Source organism: Alphaproteobacteria bacterium (assembly GCA_039980135.1).
Lineage (GTDB): Bacteria > Pseudomonadota > Alphaproteobacteria > UBA6615 > UBA6615 > UBA8079.
Genome location: JBDXCV010000009.1, coordinates 539,970 through 555,489 on the forward strand (window position 1 = coordinate 539,970; position 15,520 = coordinate 555,489).

Sequence of the window (15,520 nt, forward strand, 5' to 3'; positions counted from 1 at the left end):
CGCGCAATCGGGTCTCCCACGGGGGGGAAGTGCCGTGAATCACATCGACCTTCCGGTTATCGGTTTCATCGACACCTGGTCCGAGCGCATCAGCAAATGGCTGATGGTCATTGCGGCGATGTGGGCCTTTCTTCTGGCCTTCTACATACTCCTGGATGTGATTGGGCGGTTCTTCGGGTTCCCGCTCAAGGGCACGCATGAGGTCGTCAAGAATTCGATCGTGATGATCGCGTTCATGCAATCAGCGTACTGCGTGCTGTCCCGCTCAATGCTGCGCGCGGACTTCCTGATGCACCTGTTCGGTGAAGGGTTCCAAAGGGTCCTCAATTTCATCGGCTATGTGCTGGGCGCCCTGTTCTTCCTGGCCCTGTTCATCGGAACATACGATCCGGCGATCCATGCGTGGGTGAGCGGTGAGTTCGAGGGCGAGGGCGCGTTGCGTGTGCCGACATGGCCAGCCAGAATCGTGATCCTGTTGACCAGCGCGCTGCTGGTGGTGAACTACGGCATGCTCGCCGCAAAGGAAGTGCTGCTGAAGCCCGACCACAGCGACGACCCGCTCCCGGTCGAATAAATCCGGCGAAGGAATACGCACCATGTTTTCTGCCGACATCGTCCTGATCGTCCTCGGACTGCTGCTGATCCTGGTTTTTTCGGGCATGCATGTCGCCATCGCGTTGGGCATCACAAGCGCCGTGGGCGTATATCTGGTCACGGGCCGTCAAACTGTCGTTTTGGCACTGATCCAGAACACGTTTTACGACGCGATTCGGGACTACATCTTCGCTGTCATCCCCTTGTTCATGCTGATGGGTGAATTCATCGGCCGCTCGGGCGCGACGACCGATCTCTATATCGGCCTCCAGCGCACATTCCGCAGGATTCCTGGCCGGCTTGCGCTTGCGACCCTGTTCGGCAACGCCGTGTTCGCGTTCGTGACGGGAGTGAGTATCGCCTCCGCGACGACCTTCACGCGCATCGCATACCCGGAAATGTCCCGGTACGGCTACAGCAAGAGTTTCTCGCTGGGTACGATCGCCGGCAGCGGCTGCCTCGGAATGCTCATCCCGCCCAGTGTTCTTATGATCGTGTGGGGCATCCTCACCGAACAATCCATCGGTAAACTCTTCCTCGCGGGTGTCCTGCCCGGCCTGATTCTGGTCTCGTTTTTCGCAACCTACATCATCGGGACAGCGATCCTCTATCCGGCCATCGTCGGCGAAGGGCCGCGGCGCGCGGCGCGCGCGGCGGGCGCGGACGTCACGCCTGCCGCGTCGGCGATCCCGGACGACGGTCCCGAGGTCAGTGCCGCTTCGATGGCGGTCAGCGGCTTCGGCCTGGCCTTCCTGATCGTCGCGGTCCTCGGCGGCATATGGGCAGGCCTGTTCACACCGACCGAAGCCGCCGGCATCGGTGCTCTGATCGCCCTCGGCCTGGCGATCATCAAGGGCCAGCGCTGGCCAGATATCTATGAGGGAATTCTTGCGGTGGGCCGCACGGCGGCGCCGCTGCTGATCCTGCTGATCGCAGCACAACTCTACTCGCGTACCATGACAATGACCGGCGTGGTCACGGCCATTCAGGGTTTCTTCAATGAAGCTGGCCTTGATCCCTGGATGATCATCACCTTCATGATCATCGTTTGGTTCGTACTTGGGATGATCGTCGACTCGGTCTCCATCATGCTGCTGACGGTACCGATTTTCGCGCCGATTGCCGGCGCCATGGGGATAGACCCGCTCGCATATGCCCTGATCGGCATCCTTGCGATCGAAGCAGGCATCCTGACGCCGCCGTTCGGGCTTCTTGTCTATACGGTCAAAGCCGCGATACCCGATAGATCGGACCCGGTCACCATGATGCAGATATTCAAGGGCTCTACGCCGTACTGGATGATGCTGCTGGTCCTGATCATCCTGCTCTACAACTTCCCACAGATCGTCACGATCCTGCCGGATGTTGTGTTCGGTTGACGCGCCTACAGATACGCTGAACAAGAAGGGCTGCCGCGTTTTACGGCGGCCCTTTATTTTCTCGTGTTACGTTCGGTTGCGCGCGCGACGGATATCGGTGGCGCGACACCCGAAATTTCGATAATCAGCTTTTTCCGTATCGCCTCCGGAAACGCACCCAGACCTCTCGCCGGCAATGCGAAGGCGCCGGGACCGCCGACAACATGCTCCAGATAATAACGGTCGAGACCCGGGTTCAACTCCCGCCCGTCCGCATCATAGAACAGGAGCGGTAATGCGTTGATCGTGACCCCGTCGGCCAGAGTGTCCGCGCGTGCAAAGCGAAGCGGCCGGCCGGCCTGATTGCGGCCATCGCCAGAAATGTCGATGACCCGACGCGAACCGTTGAACCCATTACCCTGGAAGAGGGTTGCGGCATAGTCGAGCGCGCCGCTGATCGACGTGCTGGCACCGCTGGTTCTCGGCGCGGACCGCAACGCATCGACGAACGCGTGCGCGCCGGTGGAATCCTCGATGATCGTCCAGTCCACGATAGTCCGTTGCGCGCCCGCCCATTCGACATAGACCACGGCGATTCTTCCGAGAAACCCGAAGCGGATAGCGTCGATTACCGCTGCGTCGGTCAGCGCCGCGATGTAGCCGTCGCGCTGCAATGACGCTTCGTCGAGATCGATGCTCGCCGACACATCCGTCGCCAGAACCAGCTCCAGATCGACAGGTACGTCCTGCGCGGACACCGGCGCCGACGCGATACCGGTGGCAAACGTCAGGACAGCCACCATGGATCCGCAGGATTTACGAAAGCCGGGCATGGGGACATACTATACCAGAGCAAGGGTGCGGCACCCCGTCTCTATCCGCCGACCGGCAGCGTGATGCCCGACGCCTCGCAAAATGTTTCGGGCCGGCCGGGCACGCCATACTCGACATCGATCACAAGCCGGTCATCCTCGATCCGGCCCGAGAGCCACTGGTAGGCCTGCGCGCCGGAATCGAGTTTTCGCAATGGCAACCGCCCGCCGAAACTGCCGTCGTCCGCAATCGACCAGTCGAAATTCACGCCTTCGCCCGCCATGCCGCTGATTCGTCCATCCTGCAGGCGACCCAGGAACAGGCCGTCGAAGGGAAACGTGCAGCCGCGCGCGCCAACCCATCCACTGAACGGACGCAACGGCCGCTCCGCCGGGGTCGAATCCTTGCCGGCCGACGCCGGATCGATCTGTCGTGTGGGCAAGGGCATGATCTTGCGTTGCTCACTCATGCCCTCGACCGGACCGGAGAGAATCGCCTGCGGCTGCTTTTCATCGGCTCGCGCCGCCATGGCCGAAAGGATGACAACCGTGACCAGGCCGGCGGCGGTCCATGGCTTGGCAAAGTTCGGTATCATGTCGCCCATTCGTGCATCCCCATCCTTTTGCCTGGCAATCCGCATTTCAACCGCATGGCGGCGCCTGCAAGGTCATAGTATCATCGCACCAATTCGCCGCGCTCCAGATTCGCCATCACGTGGCGCACCACTTTGCGGGTCAGGGTGGGGAGTGCGTGATCGCCGAACGCCCCGACCGGAAGCCACACGCCGCCCAGCGTGGTGCGGCCGTCGATCCGCGCCGCCTTCACCTGGAGTTCGAGCTGCAGATGGGTAAAACCATGCTCGATCAGCCCGGGCAATGAGACCCAGTCAGCCTCGACCGGCGGATGGTCGACAAACCTGTCCGTCTCTTCCCACGGGCCCGACGGCACCTCCATCATACCCCCGAGCAGGCCGGTTTCCGGCCGCCGGCGCAGCAGGACATGCCCGTCCCGACGCGTCATCCAGTAGGCGACGGCCCGGCGCACCGGGCGTGGAGCCTTGGGCACGCGGCGTGGCAGGGTCTCCGCCAATCCGTCCGCAAAGGCACGGCAACCCGCCTGCCAGGGACAGATGCCGCAGGTGGGCGCGCGTGGGGTGCAGACTGTCGCCCCCAGATCCATGACGGCCTGGGCGTAATCGCCCGCGCGTTCGTCAGGCGTCAGGCGGGTCGCACGGGATTTCAGAACCGGTTTCGAGGCCGGCATGGGGGCTTGGACGGCGAACAGCCGTGCCATCACCCGTTCTATATTGCCATCCACCGGCGTGGCGCGGCGCCCGAACGCAATCGCGGCGATCGCCGCAGCGGTGTAGGGGCCGATGCCAGGCAGTTCGCGCAAGCCCGCCTCGCTATCGGGGAATTTCCCACCGTGAGTTTCGCAAACCTGACGCGCGCATTTGTGAAGATTGCGCGCCCGCGCGTAATAACCCAGCCCCGCCCATCGGGTGAGGACCTCGTCGAGGTCCGCCGCCGCCAGATCCTCGACCCGCGGCCAGCGCGCCAGGAAATCCCGGAAATACGGGCCGACGGTCACCACCGTCGTTTGCTGCAGCATCACCTCGCTGAGCCATACATGATAGGGGTCGGCCCGCACGCCCACGCGTGACTGTGCCGGCGGCACACGCCACGGCAGGCGCCGGGCGTGGCGGTCATACCATTCCAGGATCGTGGCGGCGGCGGGATCGGGCATCGTCAGAATCATTGTGGCGGCTGGCCCCGCCTTCTAACATGCGACATGGCTGCAAAACCCGACAATAAGACGAGCAAGCGAGCCGGCGGGCTACGCGCCATCGGTGCGGAAAGCAGCCGCGCCACGGCACCCATCCGGCGCAAGCGCGGCTTCTTCGAGGCGAGCGTGTTCTCGGACTGGCACGACATTGTCGGCGAGGACCTGGCCAGCCAATGCGTGCCCATGCGCCTGGTCCGCGGACCCGAGGGCGAAGGGGGAACCTTGCATGTAAAGGTAACCGGCCCGCTGGCGCTCGAACTCCAGCATCTGGAGCCTCAGGTCATCGAGCGGATCAATTCCTATTACGGCTACCGCGCGGTCGCCGGACTGCGCCTGCATCAAGGGCCAATTTCCGTGCCCGAACGCCCCAGGCCGGCGAAAACGGTTCACGCCAATGCTGCGGACATGGCGCAACTCGATGAAAACCTCGCAGAGGTCGACGACCCGGAATTGCGCCGCGCATTGCGGGCATTCGGCGAATCCGTGTTGGCGCGCAACAAGCCGGATACCGGGACCTAACCCCCCGGCGGGGCCAACCCCGGGCCGATTCGACGTCTCCATTCGGTCACATTCGCCTGTCAGGATCACCCACTGGGCCGCTAACAGGTTGGCACAATTCGGTTTTTCCGCGCTTGTGCCGCACGAATACAGGTCCGTATAATCGCAACATCTAGTGTTTGGAGGACTTAGTGCGCCTATATAGAGGAATTGGTACCGCCCTGGCCGGCGCCCTTGCGCTCGCGTTCGCGGCGACGACGGCACCCGCGCAGCAGGCGATCGACGCCCAGGCGGCGCTGCAGGAGCGTTCCATCGGCAGCCCCGACGCGCCGGTGACGGTGATCGAGTATTTCTCGCTCACCTGTCCCCATTGCGCGAGCTTCCATAACGACGTCTATGGCGACCTCAAGGCGAAATACGTGGATACGGGCAAGGTTCGCCTGGTTTATCGCGAGTTTCCGCGCGACGGTGTCGACCTGCGGGCCGGCATGATGGCGCGCTGCGCCGATCCGCGCCGCTATGCGGGGCTGGTCCAGGTTCTGTTCAAGAATCAGCCCAACTGGACGCGTTCGAACGACCCTGTGGGTGAATTGGCCAAGATCGGCCGTCTGGCCGGAATCGACGATGCCACCTTCCAGAGCTGCATCGCGAATGAGGAACTCGCGAACGGATTACTCGCCGCCCGGCAAAACGCCAGTACGCTGGGTGTTCAGAGCACACCGACGTTTGAAATTGCTGGCCAGTTGTACCCGGGTTCCCGGTCGATCGAGGAATTCTCGGAAATCATCGATCCGCTTCTGGCGAATAACTGATTCGGTGTTCACAATGCGCGGCGTCAATCAGGTGGCGCCTTGCTAGTTTGAGTTCTTTCTTGGGGGTTACGTACCGGTGCAGTTCAACAAGCTGAGACTGACAGGCTTCAAATCCTTCGTCGACGGGACCGACCTCGACATCGCGCCCGGACTGACCGGTATTGTCGGTCCCAACGGGTGCGGCAAGTCCAATCTCGTCGAAGCGCTGCGCTGGGTCATGGGCGAGACGTCGGCCAAGCAGATGCGCGGCGGCGGGATGGACGATGTCATTTTCGGCGGCACGTCGGATCGCCCGGCCCGCAACGCGGCGGAGGTTGTCCTCAGCCTCGACAACAGTGAGCGCTCGGCACCGACCCAGTTCAACAATGCCGACGACATCGAAATCTCGCGCCGCATCGAGCGCGAGAAAGGCTCCAACTACAAGATCAACGGCGGCGATGTGCGCGCGCGCGACGTGCAGATCCTGTTTGCCGACCAGGCGACCGGACCGCGTTCCACAGCACTCGTCAGCCAGGGCCGGGTCGGCGCGCTGATCAGCGCCAAACCATCTGACCGCCGCATTCTGCTGGAAGAAGCCGCCGGCATCACCGGCCTGCATTCGCGCCGCCACGAGGCCGAGCTCCGGCTGCGCGCCGCGGAGAACAACCTCGAACGTCTCGACGATGTGCTGGTGACCCTCGACGCCCAGCTGAACGGGCTCAAGAAACAGGTCCGCCAGGCCCGGCGCTACAAGAACATCTCTCACGACATCCGCCGCACCGAAGCCACCGTCCTGCACCATCGCTGGTCAGCGGCGGGGGCCGACCTCGCAAGCACGGAAGAGCGCCTGCGTGGCTCCGAGACCGTGGTCGCCGAGCAGACCCGGCTGGTGTCGGAGGCGACACGTACGCGCGAGACCGCGGCGGCCGAACTGGTGCCGCTGCGTGAAACCGAGGCCGCAGCCGCGGCCGAACTGCAGACCCTGAACCTCGCCCGCGAGGAACTGGATGCCGAAGAGCAGCGCAACCGAACAGCGACCGAGCAATGGGAAACGCGCCTGACGCAGATCGAGGCCGACCTCGGCCGCGAACGCGGTCTCGCCGCGGAAGCCCGCACCGCGCTGACCCGGCTGGGCACGGAGAAAGCGGAGATCGAACGCGCCTGTGCCGGTGAAGACGAGCTGATCGCCCAGACCAGCGCCGCGCTCGATGAACGCGCCGGAACGGTCGAGACCGTCGAGGCGGAACTCACCGGGCTGATGGAGCGCCTGGCAACGGGTGAAGCACAGATCACCGCGCTCGAACGCGAGTTCGGCGAACTTGCCGCGCGCCGGCGCCGGCTCGAAACTCAGAATGACGAGGCCAAGGCCGAGCGCATGTCGATCGAGGAACAGGGGCTTTCCTCCGACGCGCTCGAGAGCGCGGAGGTGCGCCTGAACGGTGCGGAGGAAAACCTCAAAAGCGCCCGTGCGACGCTTGAGACGACCGAAGAAAAACGCGCGCATGCCGACACCGAACGAGACAAGGCGCGCGATGTCCGCTCCCAGGCGGACGAAGCCCTGTCGCGGCTGCGCGCCGAAGCCGGCGCGCTCGAGGATCTGCTGGCCACGGAGGCCGAGGCCCTCGATGCCGACTGGACGCCGATGATCGACGCGATCGAGGTGACCGCGGGATACGAGGCGGCGCTCGGCGCCGCGCTCGGCGAAGACCTCGACGCGCCATCCGATGACCGCGCACCGCGTCACTGGCATCTCACGGCTGCATCGTCAGAGGACCCTCGCCTGCCATCGGGTGTCCGCCCGCTCGCGGAGTTTGTCCGCAACGCCGGCCCTCTGGCCCGTCGGCTGGCGCAGATCGGCGTGGTCGCCGATGCCGAGACGGGCGACCGCCTCGCCCGCGAGCTGAAAGCCGGCCAGCGGCTCGTCGATTCGACGGGAAATTTCTGGCGCTGGGATGGCTACATCTCGCGCAACGATGCGCGCTCTTCCACATCCACCCGGCTGCGCCAGCGCAACCGCCTGACCGAGCTGGGCACGCGGATCACCGCGGCCGAGGCGAGTTTCGAGAAGGTCGAGGCGGCGCACCGGACCGCCCGCGAAGCCGCCGACCATGCGGGAAATGCCGCGCGGGCCGCACGCGCCGCCCTCGAAGCCGCCGATGACAACGCGGCCGACGCGCGCCGCACCCATGCCGGCCTCGCGCGTGAATTCGCGGCCCGCATCGCGCGCCACGAGAATCTGGGCGAAAGCCTGGCGCGCATCGAAACCGACATCGCCGATATCGATTCCCGCCTCGACGATGCGCGCAAGCGCCGGGAAGCCGTCGGAGATCTCGATATGCTCCGCAGCAATACCCAGGCCTTGCGCGGTCAGCTCAACGAAGCCCGCGCGGCGTCTGTCGCCGCACAGGGCGAACATGACCGGCTGGTGCGCGAATCCGAGGAACGCCATCGCCGCATCACCGCACTCGCCGCCGAGGAAACATCCTGGCAGGCCCGCGACAATGGTGCGGGTGAACGCATCGGCGAACTCGAGACCCGCGACGCACAGGCCCGTGGCGAACTGCAAGCCCTCGCCGCCCGGCCGGCCGAGATCGAGACCCAGCGCAATGCACTGATGGACCGGCTGACCGCTTCCGAGGCGCGCCGCAATGCAGCCGCCGATGCGGTCGCGCGCGCCGACGAGCGCCTGTCCCAGGCCGAACGCACGATGCGGGACGCCGAAGCGAAGCTGGGCGATGTACGCGAAGACAAGGTGCGCGCCGAATCCGCCGTCGCCCAGGCCGCGCAGACATTGGAGACCGTGATCGAGCGGATCACCGAACGCCTGGAATGCAAACCCGAGGAGGCGCTGGCGCTGGCGGAAATCGCGGAAGGCAAGGAAATGCCGGATCTCGATGCCGCTGACCGCCGCCTCGAGCGGCTGCTGCGCGAGCGCGACAATATGGGGCCGGTAAACCTGCGCGCGGAACAGGAATCCGAGGAACTGATCGAGAAGATCGAGACAATCCAGACCGAACGCGAAGACCTGGTCTCGGCGATCGATCGCCTGCGGCGCGGCATCGCCAGCCTGAACCGCGAGGCCCGCCAGCGGCTGCTCGCCTCGTTCAAGGACGTCGACAAGCATTTCCAGGATCTGTTCGTGCGCCTGTTCGGCGGCGGGCGCGCTCATCTGGAATTGACCGATGCGGAAGACCCGCTGGAGGCGGGGCTCGAGATCTACGCCAGCCCGCCGGGCAAGAAGCTGCAGTCCCTGTCATTGCTGTCCGGCGGTGAACAGGCCCTGACGGCAACGGCGCTCCTGTTTGCCGTGTTCCTGACCAATCCGGCGCCCATCTGCGTGCTCGACGAGGTCGATGCCCCGCTCGACGATGCCAACGTGGACCGCTTCTGCAACCTGCTCGACCATATTGCATCCATCGGCTCGACCCGTTTCCTGATCGTGACTCATCACCGCATGACGATGGCCCGTATGGACCGTCTCTACGGTGTCACGATGCCGGAACGCGGCATCAGTCAGCTCGTCTCGGTCGACCTCCGCGGGGCTGAGGAAATCCGCGCCATCGCCTAGGGTTTTGGTTCTGCTCCCTTCTCCAGTTTGGCCCGATTTTCCCGCAGATTTCCGCGGCCTACGCGCCTCTTCGCATGTGCGGAAAGTCGCCTTGACTTGCCCAGAGGCGGTCGCTACTTTGCGCTCGCTTTCGGGTGCCGGTCCTGTCGGACCGCGGGAACAGCAATTCGGGGAAGAAGTGGGTCCATGACAGATCCGGACCAACCGCCCGAACTGCCTGAACTCAAACGGCGCCTTGGCAAGGTTCGCGACCGGCGCGCGGGGGCAGTACGTAAGGCCTCGTCTCGGTCTAGAAGTGCTTCGGACATGGGCGTCGGCATCAAAGTCGCCGTCGATCTGGTTGCCGGAGTAGGTTTTGGCGGCGGTATCGGCTGGAGCCTGGACTGGTGGTTGGGCACGAAGCCCTGGTTGTTGGTGGTGTTCTTGATGCTTGGGTTTGCCGCGGGATTGTTGAACGTCGTTCGCACCGCAAATCAGGCAAGCAAGCCAAAGACAAACGGCGGTACCGACGCATAATTTCCGGCGCGTCGGACGATACGCCGAATAAGACTGGAGAGTATCCGGGTGGCTAGCCCTCTCGAACAATTCACAATCGTACCGATCATCGATATCGAAGTCGCCGATGTCGATATTTCGTTCACGAACTCATCGCTCTGGATGGCCATCACGGCGGCGATTCTGGTGATCTTCATGGTTGTCAGCACCCAGCGCCGCGCGTTGGTGCCCGGGCGCATGCAGGCGTCGGCTGAATATTTCTATCAAATCATCGCCGACATGGTGCGCGACAATGTGGGATCCCAGGGCCGTCCCTATTTCCCGTTCATCTTCAGCCTGTTCATGTTCATCCTGTTCGGCAATCTGCTCGGTCTGATTCCCGGCGCCTTCACCTTTACCAGCCATCTCGCGGTGACCTTCGCGATGGCGGCATTCATTTTCGTCGGGGTGACCATCATCGGCCTCGTGAAGCACGGCTTTAAATTCTTCTCGCTGTTCTTCCCCCATGGCGCACCGATTGTCTCGGCGCCGGTCCTGATTCCGATCGAGATCATTTCCTACTTCTCACGTCCGATCAGCCTGTCCGTGCGACTGTTCGCCAACATGACGGTCGGCCATGTCCTGCTCAAGGTGATCGGCGGCGGTGTCGTCGCACTCGGCGGATTCTGGGTACTGCCCGGTCTGCTGCCGCTGGCCTTCCTGATCGCCATCACGTTGCTCGAGGTGATGATTGCCGTCATCCAGGCCTACGTGTTCGCCATCCTCACATGCGTCTATCTCAACGACGCACTGCATCTGCATTAGTCCCCAATACGAGAAAGCTTGAAGGAGCCTTTTATGATGGAACTCGAAGTCGCAACGCAATTCGCGCGTTTGATCGGTGCCGGCCTGGCCGCCATCGGTATGGTCGGTGCCGGTGTCGGTGTCGGCCGCATCTGGGCCAGCTACATCGAAGCAATCGGTCGCAACCCTGCCGCCAAAGAAGAAATTGGCGCGTTCATCTGGATCGGGTTCGCGGTCACGGAAGCCATCGCGCTGTTCGCGCTGATTATGGCTTTCATCATCCTCGCCGGTTAGTCGAAACCGGACGCAACGGTTAAGGCCACCTGACCGGCTGCCCCCGGGCAAGCCCGGTCGGTGACCGGATCGAAAGCGGAAGAGCGCCAAGATGCCTCAGTTCGAACCCTCCTCATTCGCAAGCCAGATTTTCTGGCTGGTCGTCTGCTTTGCCGTCGTCTTCCTGTTTGCGTGGCGTATCGCGCTGCCGCGGATCTCGGCGACGATCGATAACCGCCACCAGCGGATCGATGGCGATATTGCACGCGCGGAGGAACTGGCGAGCGAGGCCGAAGAGGTGCTTGCCGCCTATGAGGCGGAACTGGCGAAGGCCCGCGCGGGTGCGCAGGAACAGCTCCATCTGGCTGCGGAAGCCGCGACGGCGGAGGCGGAAAAGCACAACGCCGCGCTGACCGAGAAACTCTCGGCCGATGCCGATGCCGCGCGCAAGCGGATCCACGAGGCCCAGCAATCCGCGACGGCGAATGTGGCCGCGCTGGTGGAAGATATCGCCAGCCAGGCCGTCGAACGCCTGATCGGCGTGACACCGGACAGCGGTACGGTGCGCAAGGCGATCGACGATGCCGTCGGAGGGCGTTCATGATGCTGGCACGGCTGACCCTCGCCACCGCGACCCTGCTCGCCTTCACCGGCAACGCCCTGGCCGCCGACGATCACGCGCCGTTCTTCGAGAAGCCCGAGACCTGGGTTCTGATCGCGTTCATCATTTTCGTGGTCGCGGTGTACCGCCCCATGTCGAAGGCGATCACGGGCAAGCTCGACGGCCGTACCGACGCCATCAAGTCGGAGCTGGACGAGGCGCAGTGCCTTCGCGAGGAGGCCCAGCACACGTTGGCCGAGTATCAGCGCAAGCAGCGTGACGCGCTGGCGGAAGCCGAGGGCATCGTCGCCGAGGCGCGAGAAGAGGCACGGCGCATCGAGGCGAACGTCGAGGCGCGTACAGCCGATACGCTCAAACGCCGCGAACAGCAGGCGCTGGACATGATCGCGGCCGCCGAGGCCCGCGCCGTCGCCGACGTGCGTGCGCTGGCCGCGGATATCGCGATCGACGCCACCCGGCAGATCCTGACCGAGACGGTCGAGGGCCAGAAGGGTGACGAACTGGTCAATGAGGCGATCCGGGAAGTCCCGGGCAAGCTCAACTAGGCGCCGCCGGTTCATGCCGCGTCGAGAAGGCCCCTTCGCGGGGCCTTTTTCATGCCCGCAGCGCGCCGGCGCGCCTGCGCCGCCGCCTACTCTGCCGCTTCCGCCGCCGGCATCTCCGGTGACCAGCGCAGGACCGGGCTACGCGCCGCGGCCGTCTCGTCGAGGCGCCGACGCGGGGTGAGTCGCGGGGCGGCCGCGAACGCGTCGCTGTTTCCAGATTTCACCTTCGCAACCAGAGACCTGACCACCGCGATGAAATCGTCGAGTTCGCGTTTGGATTCGGTCTCGGTCGGTTCGATCAGCATTGCGCCGTGCACCACCAGCGGGAAGTACATGGTCATCGGGTGATAACCCTCGTCAATCATCGCCTTGGCGAAATCCAGCGTCGTGACACCCGAATCCTTCAGGAAGCGATCGTCGAACAGACATTCATGCATGCACGGGCCTTCGAACGCGGCGGTCATGACGTCCGACAGTTGGGCCATGACGTAGTTGGCATTGAGTACCGCGTCATTGGCGACCTGGCGCAATCCGTCGCGGCCGTGGCTGAGCATGTAGGCATAGGCGCGTACGAACATGCCCATCTGGCCGTGAAATCCCTTGAGGCGACCGAACGGCTTTGCCGCACCTGCGTCCGCGCCATGCTCCACCAGCGAGAACCCGTCATCGCCATGCACGACCCACGGCGTGGGGGCGAACGGCGCCAGCGCATCCGACAGCACCACCGGTCCCGCGCCCGGGCCGCCGCCCCCATGGGGTGTCGAGAAGGTCTTGTGCAGGTTGATATGCATGCAATCGATGCCAAGGTCGCCCGGCCGCACGCGGCCGACGATGGCGTTGAAATTCGCACCGTCACAATAGAAATAGCCGCCCGCATCGTGGACCAACGCCGCGATCTCGATCATGTCGTTCTCGAACAGTCCGCAGGTGTTGGGATTGGTGATCATGATCCCGGCGACGTCGTCGTCGAGCTTGTCGGCAAACGCCTTCACGTCGACCCGGCCGCGCGTATCCGACGGGATGGCATCGACGGCGAAGCCGCAAACCGCCGCGGTCGCGGGGTTCGTGCCATGGGCGGAATCCGGGACGAGGATGCGCCGCCGGGCCGTCGGCCCGCCTTCCCGGTCGTCGAGCGCGGCACGAATGGCCATCACGCCGCAGAGTTCACCATGGGCGCCCGCCGCCGGCGACATCGCCACCGCCGGCATCCCGGTCAGCGCCTTGAGCCAGTGGGCCAGATTGTCGATCAGTTCGAGCGCACCCTGGGTGGTCGCCACGGGCTGCATCGGGTGCAGGTTCGCGAAGCCAGGCAGGCGGACCATTTTCTCGTTAAGCCGTGGATTGTGCTTCATCGTGCACGAGCCGAGCGGGTAGGTGCCCATGTCGATCGCGTAGTTCTTCTGGGACAGGCGGGTGAAGTGCCGGACGATCTCCGGCTCGCTGGCGCTCGGCAATCCAACCGGCGCGACGCGTTCGAGCCCGCCCAGCCGGTTCTCCGCCTCGTTCGGCGCCGGCAGATCAACGCCGACCGCGCCCGGGTTGTCGATCTCGAACAGCAACGGCTCTTCCAGGCGCAGCGCCTGATGGCCGTGCACCGTGTCGATCCCGCCCGCCGGTGACGCGGGCGCCGGCCGACTCAGATCCTTCGAATGTCCGCTCATGCCAGCACCTCCGCGAGACCCGCACACAACGCGTCCATATCCTCCGGCCGGGTGAGCTCGCTCACGGCGACCAGCAGAATGTCGTCGAGCCCGGCATCGCCGCCAAACAGGCGGGCGGCGGGCACACCGGCGAGAATGTTCCGTGCGGCCAGCGCATCGACGGCGTCACGCGCGGAACCGCTCAGGCGGACCGCGAACTCGTTGAAGAACGTGTCCGACAGAACCTCCACCCCGGCGACGGCCTCCAGCCGCGACGCCAGGTCGACCGCATGGGCATGGTTGAGCGCCGCCAGGCGCCGGAAACCGTCTTCGCCCAGCAGCGCGAGATGGATGGTAAAGGCCAGCGCGCAGAGGCCGGAATTCGTGCAGATGTTGCTCGTCGCCTTCTCGCGGCGGATATGCTGCTCGCGGGTCGAGAGCGTCAGCACCCAGCCGCGACGGCCCTCCTCATCCACCGTCTCACCGGCCAGCCTGCCCGGCATCTGGCGGACGTATTTCTCGCGCGCGGCAAACAGGCCCACATAGGGCCCGCCGAACCCCTGGGCGTTGCCCAGGCTCTGGCCCTCGGCGACAACAATGTCGGCCCCCATCTCGCCCGGTGAGCGGATAGCGCCCAATGAGACCGCCTCGGTGACGACGACGACCAGCAGCGCCCCGGCAGCGTGACAGGCCTCGGCGAGCGGCCCGAAATCGCGGACATGGCCGAAAACGCCCGGATTCTGCACCACAACACAGGCCGTATCCTCACCGATCTCTCCGGCGAGGTCTTCCCGCCCGTCCAGGTCCGGCGCGCACGCGTCGATCTCGATGTCCAGGTAGCGCGACTGGGTCTCGGTCACCTCGCGATAATGGGGATGCACGCCGCCCGAGACGATCGCCTTGTTACGCCGGGTGATCCGCTGGGCCATCAGCACCGCCTCCGCGCACGCGGTCGCGCCGTCATACATCGAGGCGTTGGCCACATCCATGCCGGTGATCAGCGCGACCATCGTCTGGAACTCGAACAGCGCCTGCAGGGTGCCTTGCGAGATCTCCGGCTGGTAGGGGGTGTAGGACGTCAGGAACTCGCCGCGCTGGACCAGATGGTCCACCGTGGCCGGAATATGGTGGCGATAAGCCCCCGCGCCCAGAAAACTGGGGACGTCCGCAGTCGATATATTGCGTCCGGCCAAAGCCGCGATCTTCGCTTCCACCTGATACTCGGCCATATGATCGGATAGATCGAAGTCACCATCGAACCGCGCGGCGTCGGGCACATCGACGAACAGATCGTCGACCGACCCGACCCCGATCGCCGACAGCATGTCGGCCCGGTCATTGTCCGTGAGCGGAAGATATCGCATCTCAGTCCAGGCCCTCGCAGAAGGTCTTGTAGGCGGCCTCATCCATCAGTTCGTCCAGTTCGGCCGGGTCGGTCAGGCGAAGCTTGGCGAACCAGCCGTCGCCGAACGCATCCGTGTTGACCAGCGACGGGTCGCCGTTCAGGGCGTCGTTGACCTCGATCACCTCGCCGCCGACGGGGGCGTAGACCTCGGCCGCAGCCTTCACGGATTCGACGACCGCGGCCTCGTCACCCCGGTCGAGCATCTTGCCCACATCCGGCAACTCGACGAACACGACATCGCCGAGCTGTTCCTGTGCATAGTCGGAAATCCCGATCATGCCGGTCTCTCCTTCAACTTCGACCCATTCATGGTCTTCGCTGTATTTCCGGTCGGCCATTGCCATTCTCCT

At 64.5% G+C, this 15,520-nt stretch carries 16 protein-coding genes; 10 read left to right on the forward strand and 6 right to left on the reverse strand.

What is annotated here, in order from left to right; genetic code table 11:
• Nucleotides 1-34 precede the first annotated feature (34 nt).
• The gene (locus tag ABJ363_13060) at nucleotides 35-574 is read left to right on the forward strand and encodes a TRAP transporter small permease (protein ID MEP4379925.1); all 540 of its coding nucleotides are present in this window, start codon (nucleotides 35-37) and stop codon (nucleotides 572-574) included.
• A 22-nt stretch (nucleotides 575-596) separates the two neighbouring features.
• Entirely contained in the window at nucleotides 597-1,973 is a 1,377-nt protein-coding gene (locus tag ABJ363_13065; GenBank protein ID MEP4379926.1) for a TRAP transporter large permease subunit, read from the forward strand.
• A 53-nt stretch (nucleotides 1,974-2,026) separates the two neighbouring features.
• Here ABJ363_13065 and ABJ363_13070 read toward each other — a convergent pair whose 3' ends face one another.
• From ABJ363_13070 to mutY, 3 genes are all read right to left on the reverse strand, one after another.
• Nucleotides 2,027-2,785 (reverse strand): DUF1194 domain-containing protein, encoded by a 759-nt coding sequence (locus ABJ363_13070; protein ID MEP4379927.1) that lies wholly within the window; start codon nucleotides 2,783-2,785, stop codon nucleotides 2,027-2,029.
• A 41-nt stretch (nucleotides 2,786-2,826) separates the two neighbouring features.
• Nucleotides 2,827-3,369 (reverse strand): hypothetical protein, encoded by a 543-nt coding sequence (locus tag ABJ363_13075; protein ID MEP4379928.1) that lies wholly within the window; start codon nucleotides 3,367-3,369, stop codon nucleotides 2,827-2,829.
• Nucleotides 3,370-3,440: 71 nt separating this feature from the next.
• Nucleotides 3,441-4,511 carry an A/G-specific adenine glycosylase gene (mutY, locus tag ABJ363_13080; protein MEP4379929.1) on the reverse strand — a complete coding sequence of 357 codons (1,071 nt, stop codon included), beginning with the start codon at nucleotides 4,509-4,511 and terminating at the stop codon, nucleotides 3,441-3,443.
• A gap of 45 nt (nucleotides 4,512-4,556) precedes the next feature.
• Between mutY and ABJ363_13085 the strand changes: the two genes are divergently transcribed.
• The 8 genes from ABJ363_13085 (at nucleotide 4,557) to ABJ363_13120 (ending at nucleotide 12,125) form a co-directional block, all read left to right on the forward strand.
• Nucleotides 4,557-5,069, forward strand: a complete 513-nt coding sequence (locus ABJ363_13085; protein ID MEP4379930.1) for a DciA family protein — start codon at nucleotides 4,557-4,559, stop codon at nucleotides 5,067-5,069.
• Nucleotides 5,070-5,239: 170 nt separating this feature from the next.
• Nucleotides 5,240-5,860, forward strand: coding sequence for a DsbA family protein (locus ABJ363_13090; GenBank protein ID MEP4379931.1), 621 nt, complete (start codon nucleotides 5,240-5,242; stop codon nucleotides 5,858-5,860).
• Between the two features lie 76 nt (nucleotides 5,861-5,936).
• Nucleotides 5,937-9,407, forward strand: a complete 3,471-nt coding sequence (gene smc, locus ABJ363_13095) for a chromosome segregation protein SMC (protein ID MEP4379932.1) — start codon at nucleotides 5,937-5,939, stop codon at nucleotides 9,405-9,407.
• 306 nt (nucleotides 9,408-9,713) lie between these two features.
• Nucleotides 9,714-9,923, forward strand: coding sequence for an AtpZ/AtpI family protein (locus tag ABJ363_13100; protein MEP4379933.1), 210 nt, complete (start codon nucleotides 9,714-9,716; stop codon nucleotides 9,921-9,923).
• Between the two features lie 48 nt (nucleotides 9,924-9,971).
• Nucleotides 9,972-10,706 (forward strand): F0F1 ATP synthase subunit A, encoded by a 735-nt coding sequence (locus ABJ363_13105; protein MEP4379934.1) that lies wholly within the window; start codon nucleotides 9,972-9,974, stop codon nucleotides 10,704-10,706.
• A 36-nt stretch (nucleotides 10,707-10,742) separates the two neighbouring features.
• Complete coding sequence (locus ABJ363_13110) at nucleotides 10,743-10,979, forward strand: F0F1 ATP synthase subunit C (protein ID MEP4379935.1); 237 nt, start codon at nucleotides 10,743-10,745, stop codon at nucleotides 10,977-10,979.
• A 91-nt stretch (nucleotides 10,980-11,070) separates the two neighbouring features.
• On the forward strand, nucleotides 11,071-11,562 hold the full coding sequence (locus ABJ363_13115; protein MEP4379936.1) for a F0F1 ATP synthase subunit B': 492 nt from the start codon (nucleotides 11,071-11,073) through the stop codon (nucleotides 11,560-11,562).
• On the forward strand, nucleotides 11,559-12,125 hold the full coding sequence (locus ABJ363_13120; protein MEP4379937.1) for a F0F1 ATP synthase subunit B: 567 nt from the start codon (nucleotides 11,559-11,561) through the stop codon (nucleotides 12,123-12,125). The genes ABJ363_13115 and ABJ363_13120 overlap by 4 nt, the downstream gene beginning before the upstream one ends.
• A gap of 86 nt (nucleotides 12,126-12,211) precedes the next feature.
• Here the strand turns inward: ABJ363_13120 and gcvPB are convergent, their stop codons facing one another.
• Genes gcvPB through gcvH form a run of 3 tightly spaced genes read right to left on the reverse strand, consistent with a single transcriptional unit; the run spans nucleotide 12,212 to nucleotide 15,508 of the window.
• Complete coding sequence (gcvPB, locus tag ABJ363_13125) at nucleotides 12,212-13,786, reverse strand: aminomethyl-transferring glycine dehydrogenase subunit GcvPB (GenBank protein ID MEP4379938.1); 1,575 nt, start codon at nucleotides 13,784-13,786, stop codon at nucleotides 12,212-12,214.
• On the reverse strand, nucleotides 13,783-15,129 hold the full coding sequence (gene gcvPA / locus ABJ363_13130; protein MEP4379939.1) for an aminomethyl-transferring glycine dehydrogenase subunit GcvPA: 1,347 nt from the start codon (nucleotides 15,127-15,129) through the stop codon (nucleotides 13,783-13,785). Before gcvPA ends, gcvPB begins: the two co-directional genes overlap by 4 nt.
• Before the next feature lies 1 nt (nucleotide 15,130).
• Nucleotides 15,131-15,508 (reverse strand): glycine cleavage system protein GcvH, encoded by a 378-nt coding sequence (gene gcvH / locus ABJ363_13135; GenBank protein MEP4379940.1) that lies wholly within the window; start codon nucleotides 15,506-15,508, stop codon nucleotides 15,131-15,133.
• Nucleotides 15,509-15,520: the final 12 nt, after the last annotated feature.

Coding starts and splice junctions, on each gene's coding strand:
- ABJ363_13065 (MEP4379926.1), top strand. CDS start 597: ATGTTTTCTGCCGACATCGTCCTGATCGTCCTCGGACTGCTGCTGATC.
- ABJ363_13070 (MEP4379927.1), bottom strand. CDS start 2,785: ATGCCCGGCTTTCGTAAATCCTGCGGATCCATGGTGGCTGTCCTGACG.
- ABJ363_13075 (MEP4379928.1), bottom strand. CDS start 3,369: ATGGGCGACATGATACCGAACTTTGCCAAGCCATGGACCGCCGCCGGC.
- mutY (MEP4379929.1), bottom strand. CDS start 4,511: ATGCCCGATCCCGCCGCCGCCACGATCCTGGAATGGTATGACCGCCAC.
- ABJ363_13085 (MEP4379930.1), top strand. CDS start 4,557: ATGGCTGCAAAACCCGACAATAAGACGAGCAAGCGAGCCGGCGGGCTA.
- ABJ363_13100 (MEP4379933.1), top strand. CDS start 9,714: ATGGGCGTCGGCATCAAAGTCGCCGTCGATCTGGTTGCCGGAGTAGGT.
- ABJ363_13110 (MEP4379935.1), top strand. CDS start 10,743: ATGGAACTCGAAGTCGCAACGCAATTCGCGCGTTTGATCGGTGCCGGC.
- ABJ363_13115 (MEP4379936.1), top strand. CDS start 11,071: ATGCCTCAGTTCGAACCCTCCTCATTCGCAAGCCAGATTTTCTGGCTG.
- ABJ363_13120 (MEP4379937.1), top strand. CDS start 11,559: ATGATGCTGGCACGGCTGACCCTCGCCACCGCGACCCTGCTCGCCTTC.
- gcvPB (MEP4379938.1), bottom strand. CDS start 13,786: ATGAGCGGACATTCGAAGGATCTGAGTCGGCCGGCGCCCGCGTCACCG.
- gcvPA (MEP4379939.1), bottom strand. CDS start 15,129: ATGCGATATCTTCCGCTCACGGACAATGACCGGGCCGACATGCTGTCG.
- gcvH (MEP4379940.1), bottom strand. CDS start 15,508: ATGGCCGACCGGAAATACAGCGAAGACCATGAATGGGTCGAAGTTGAA.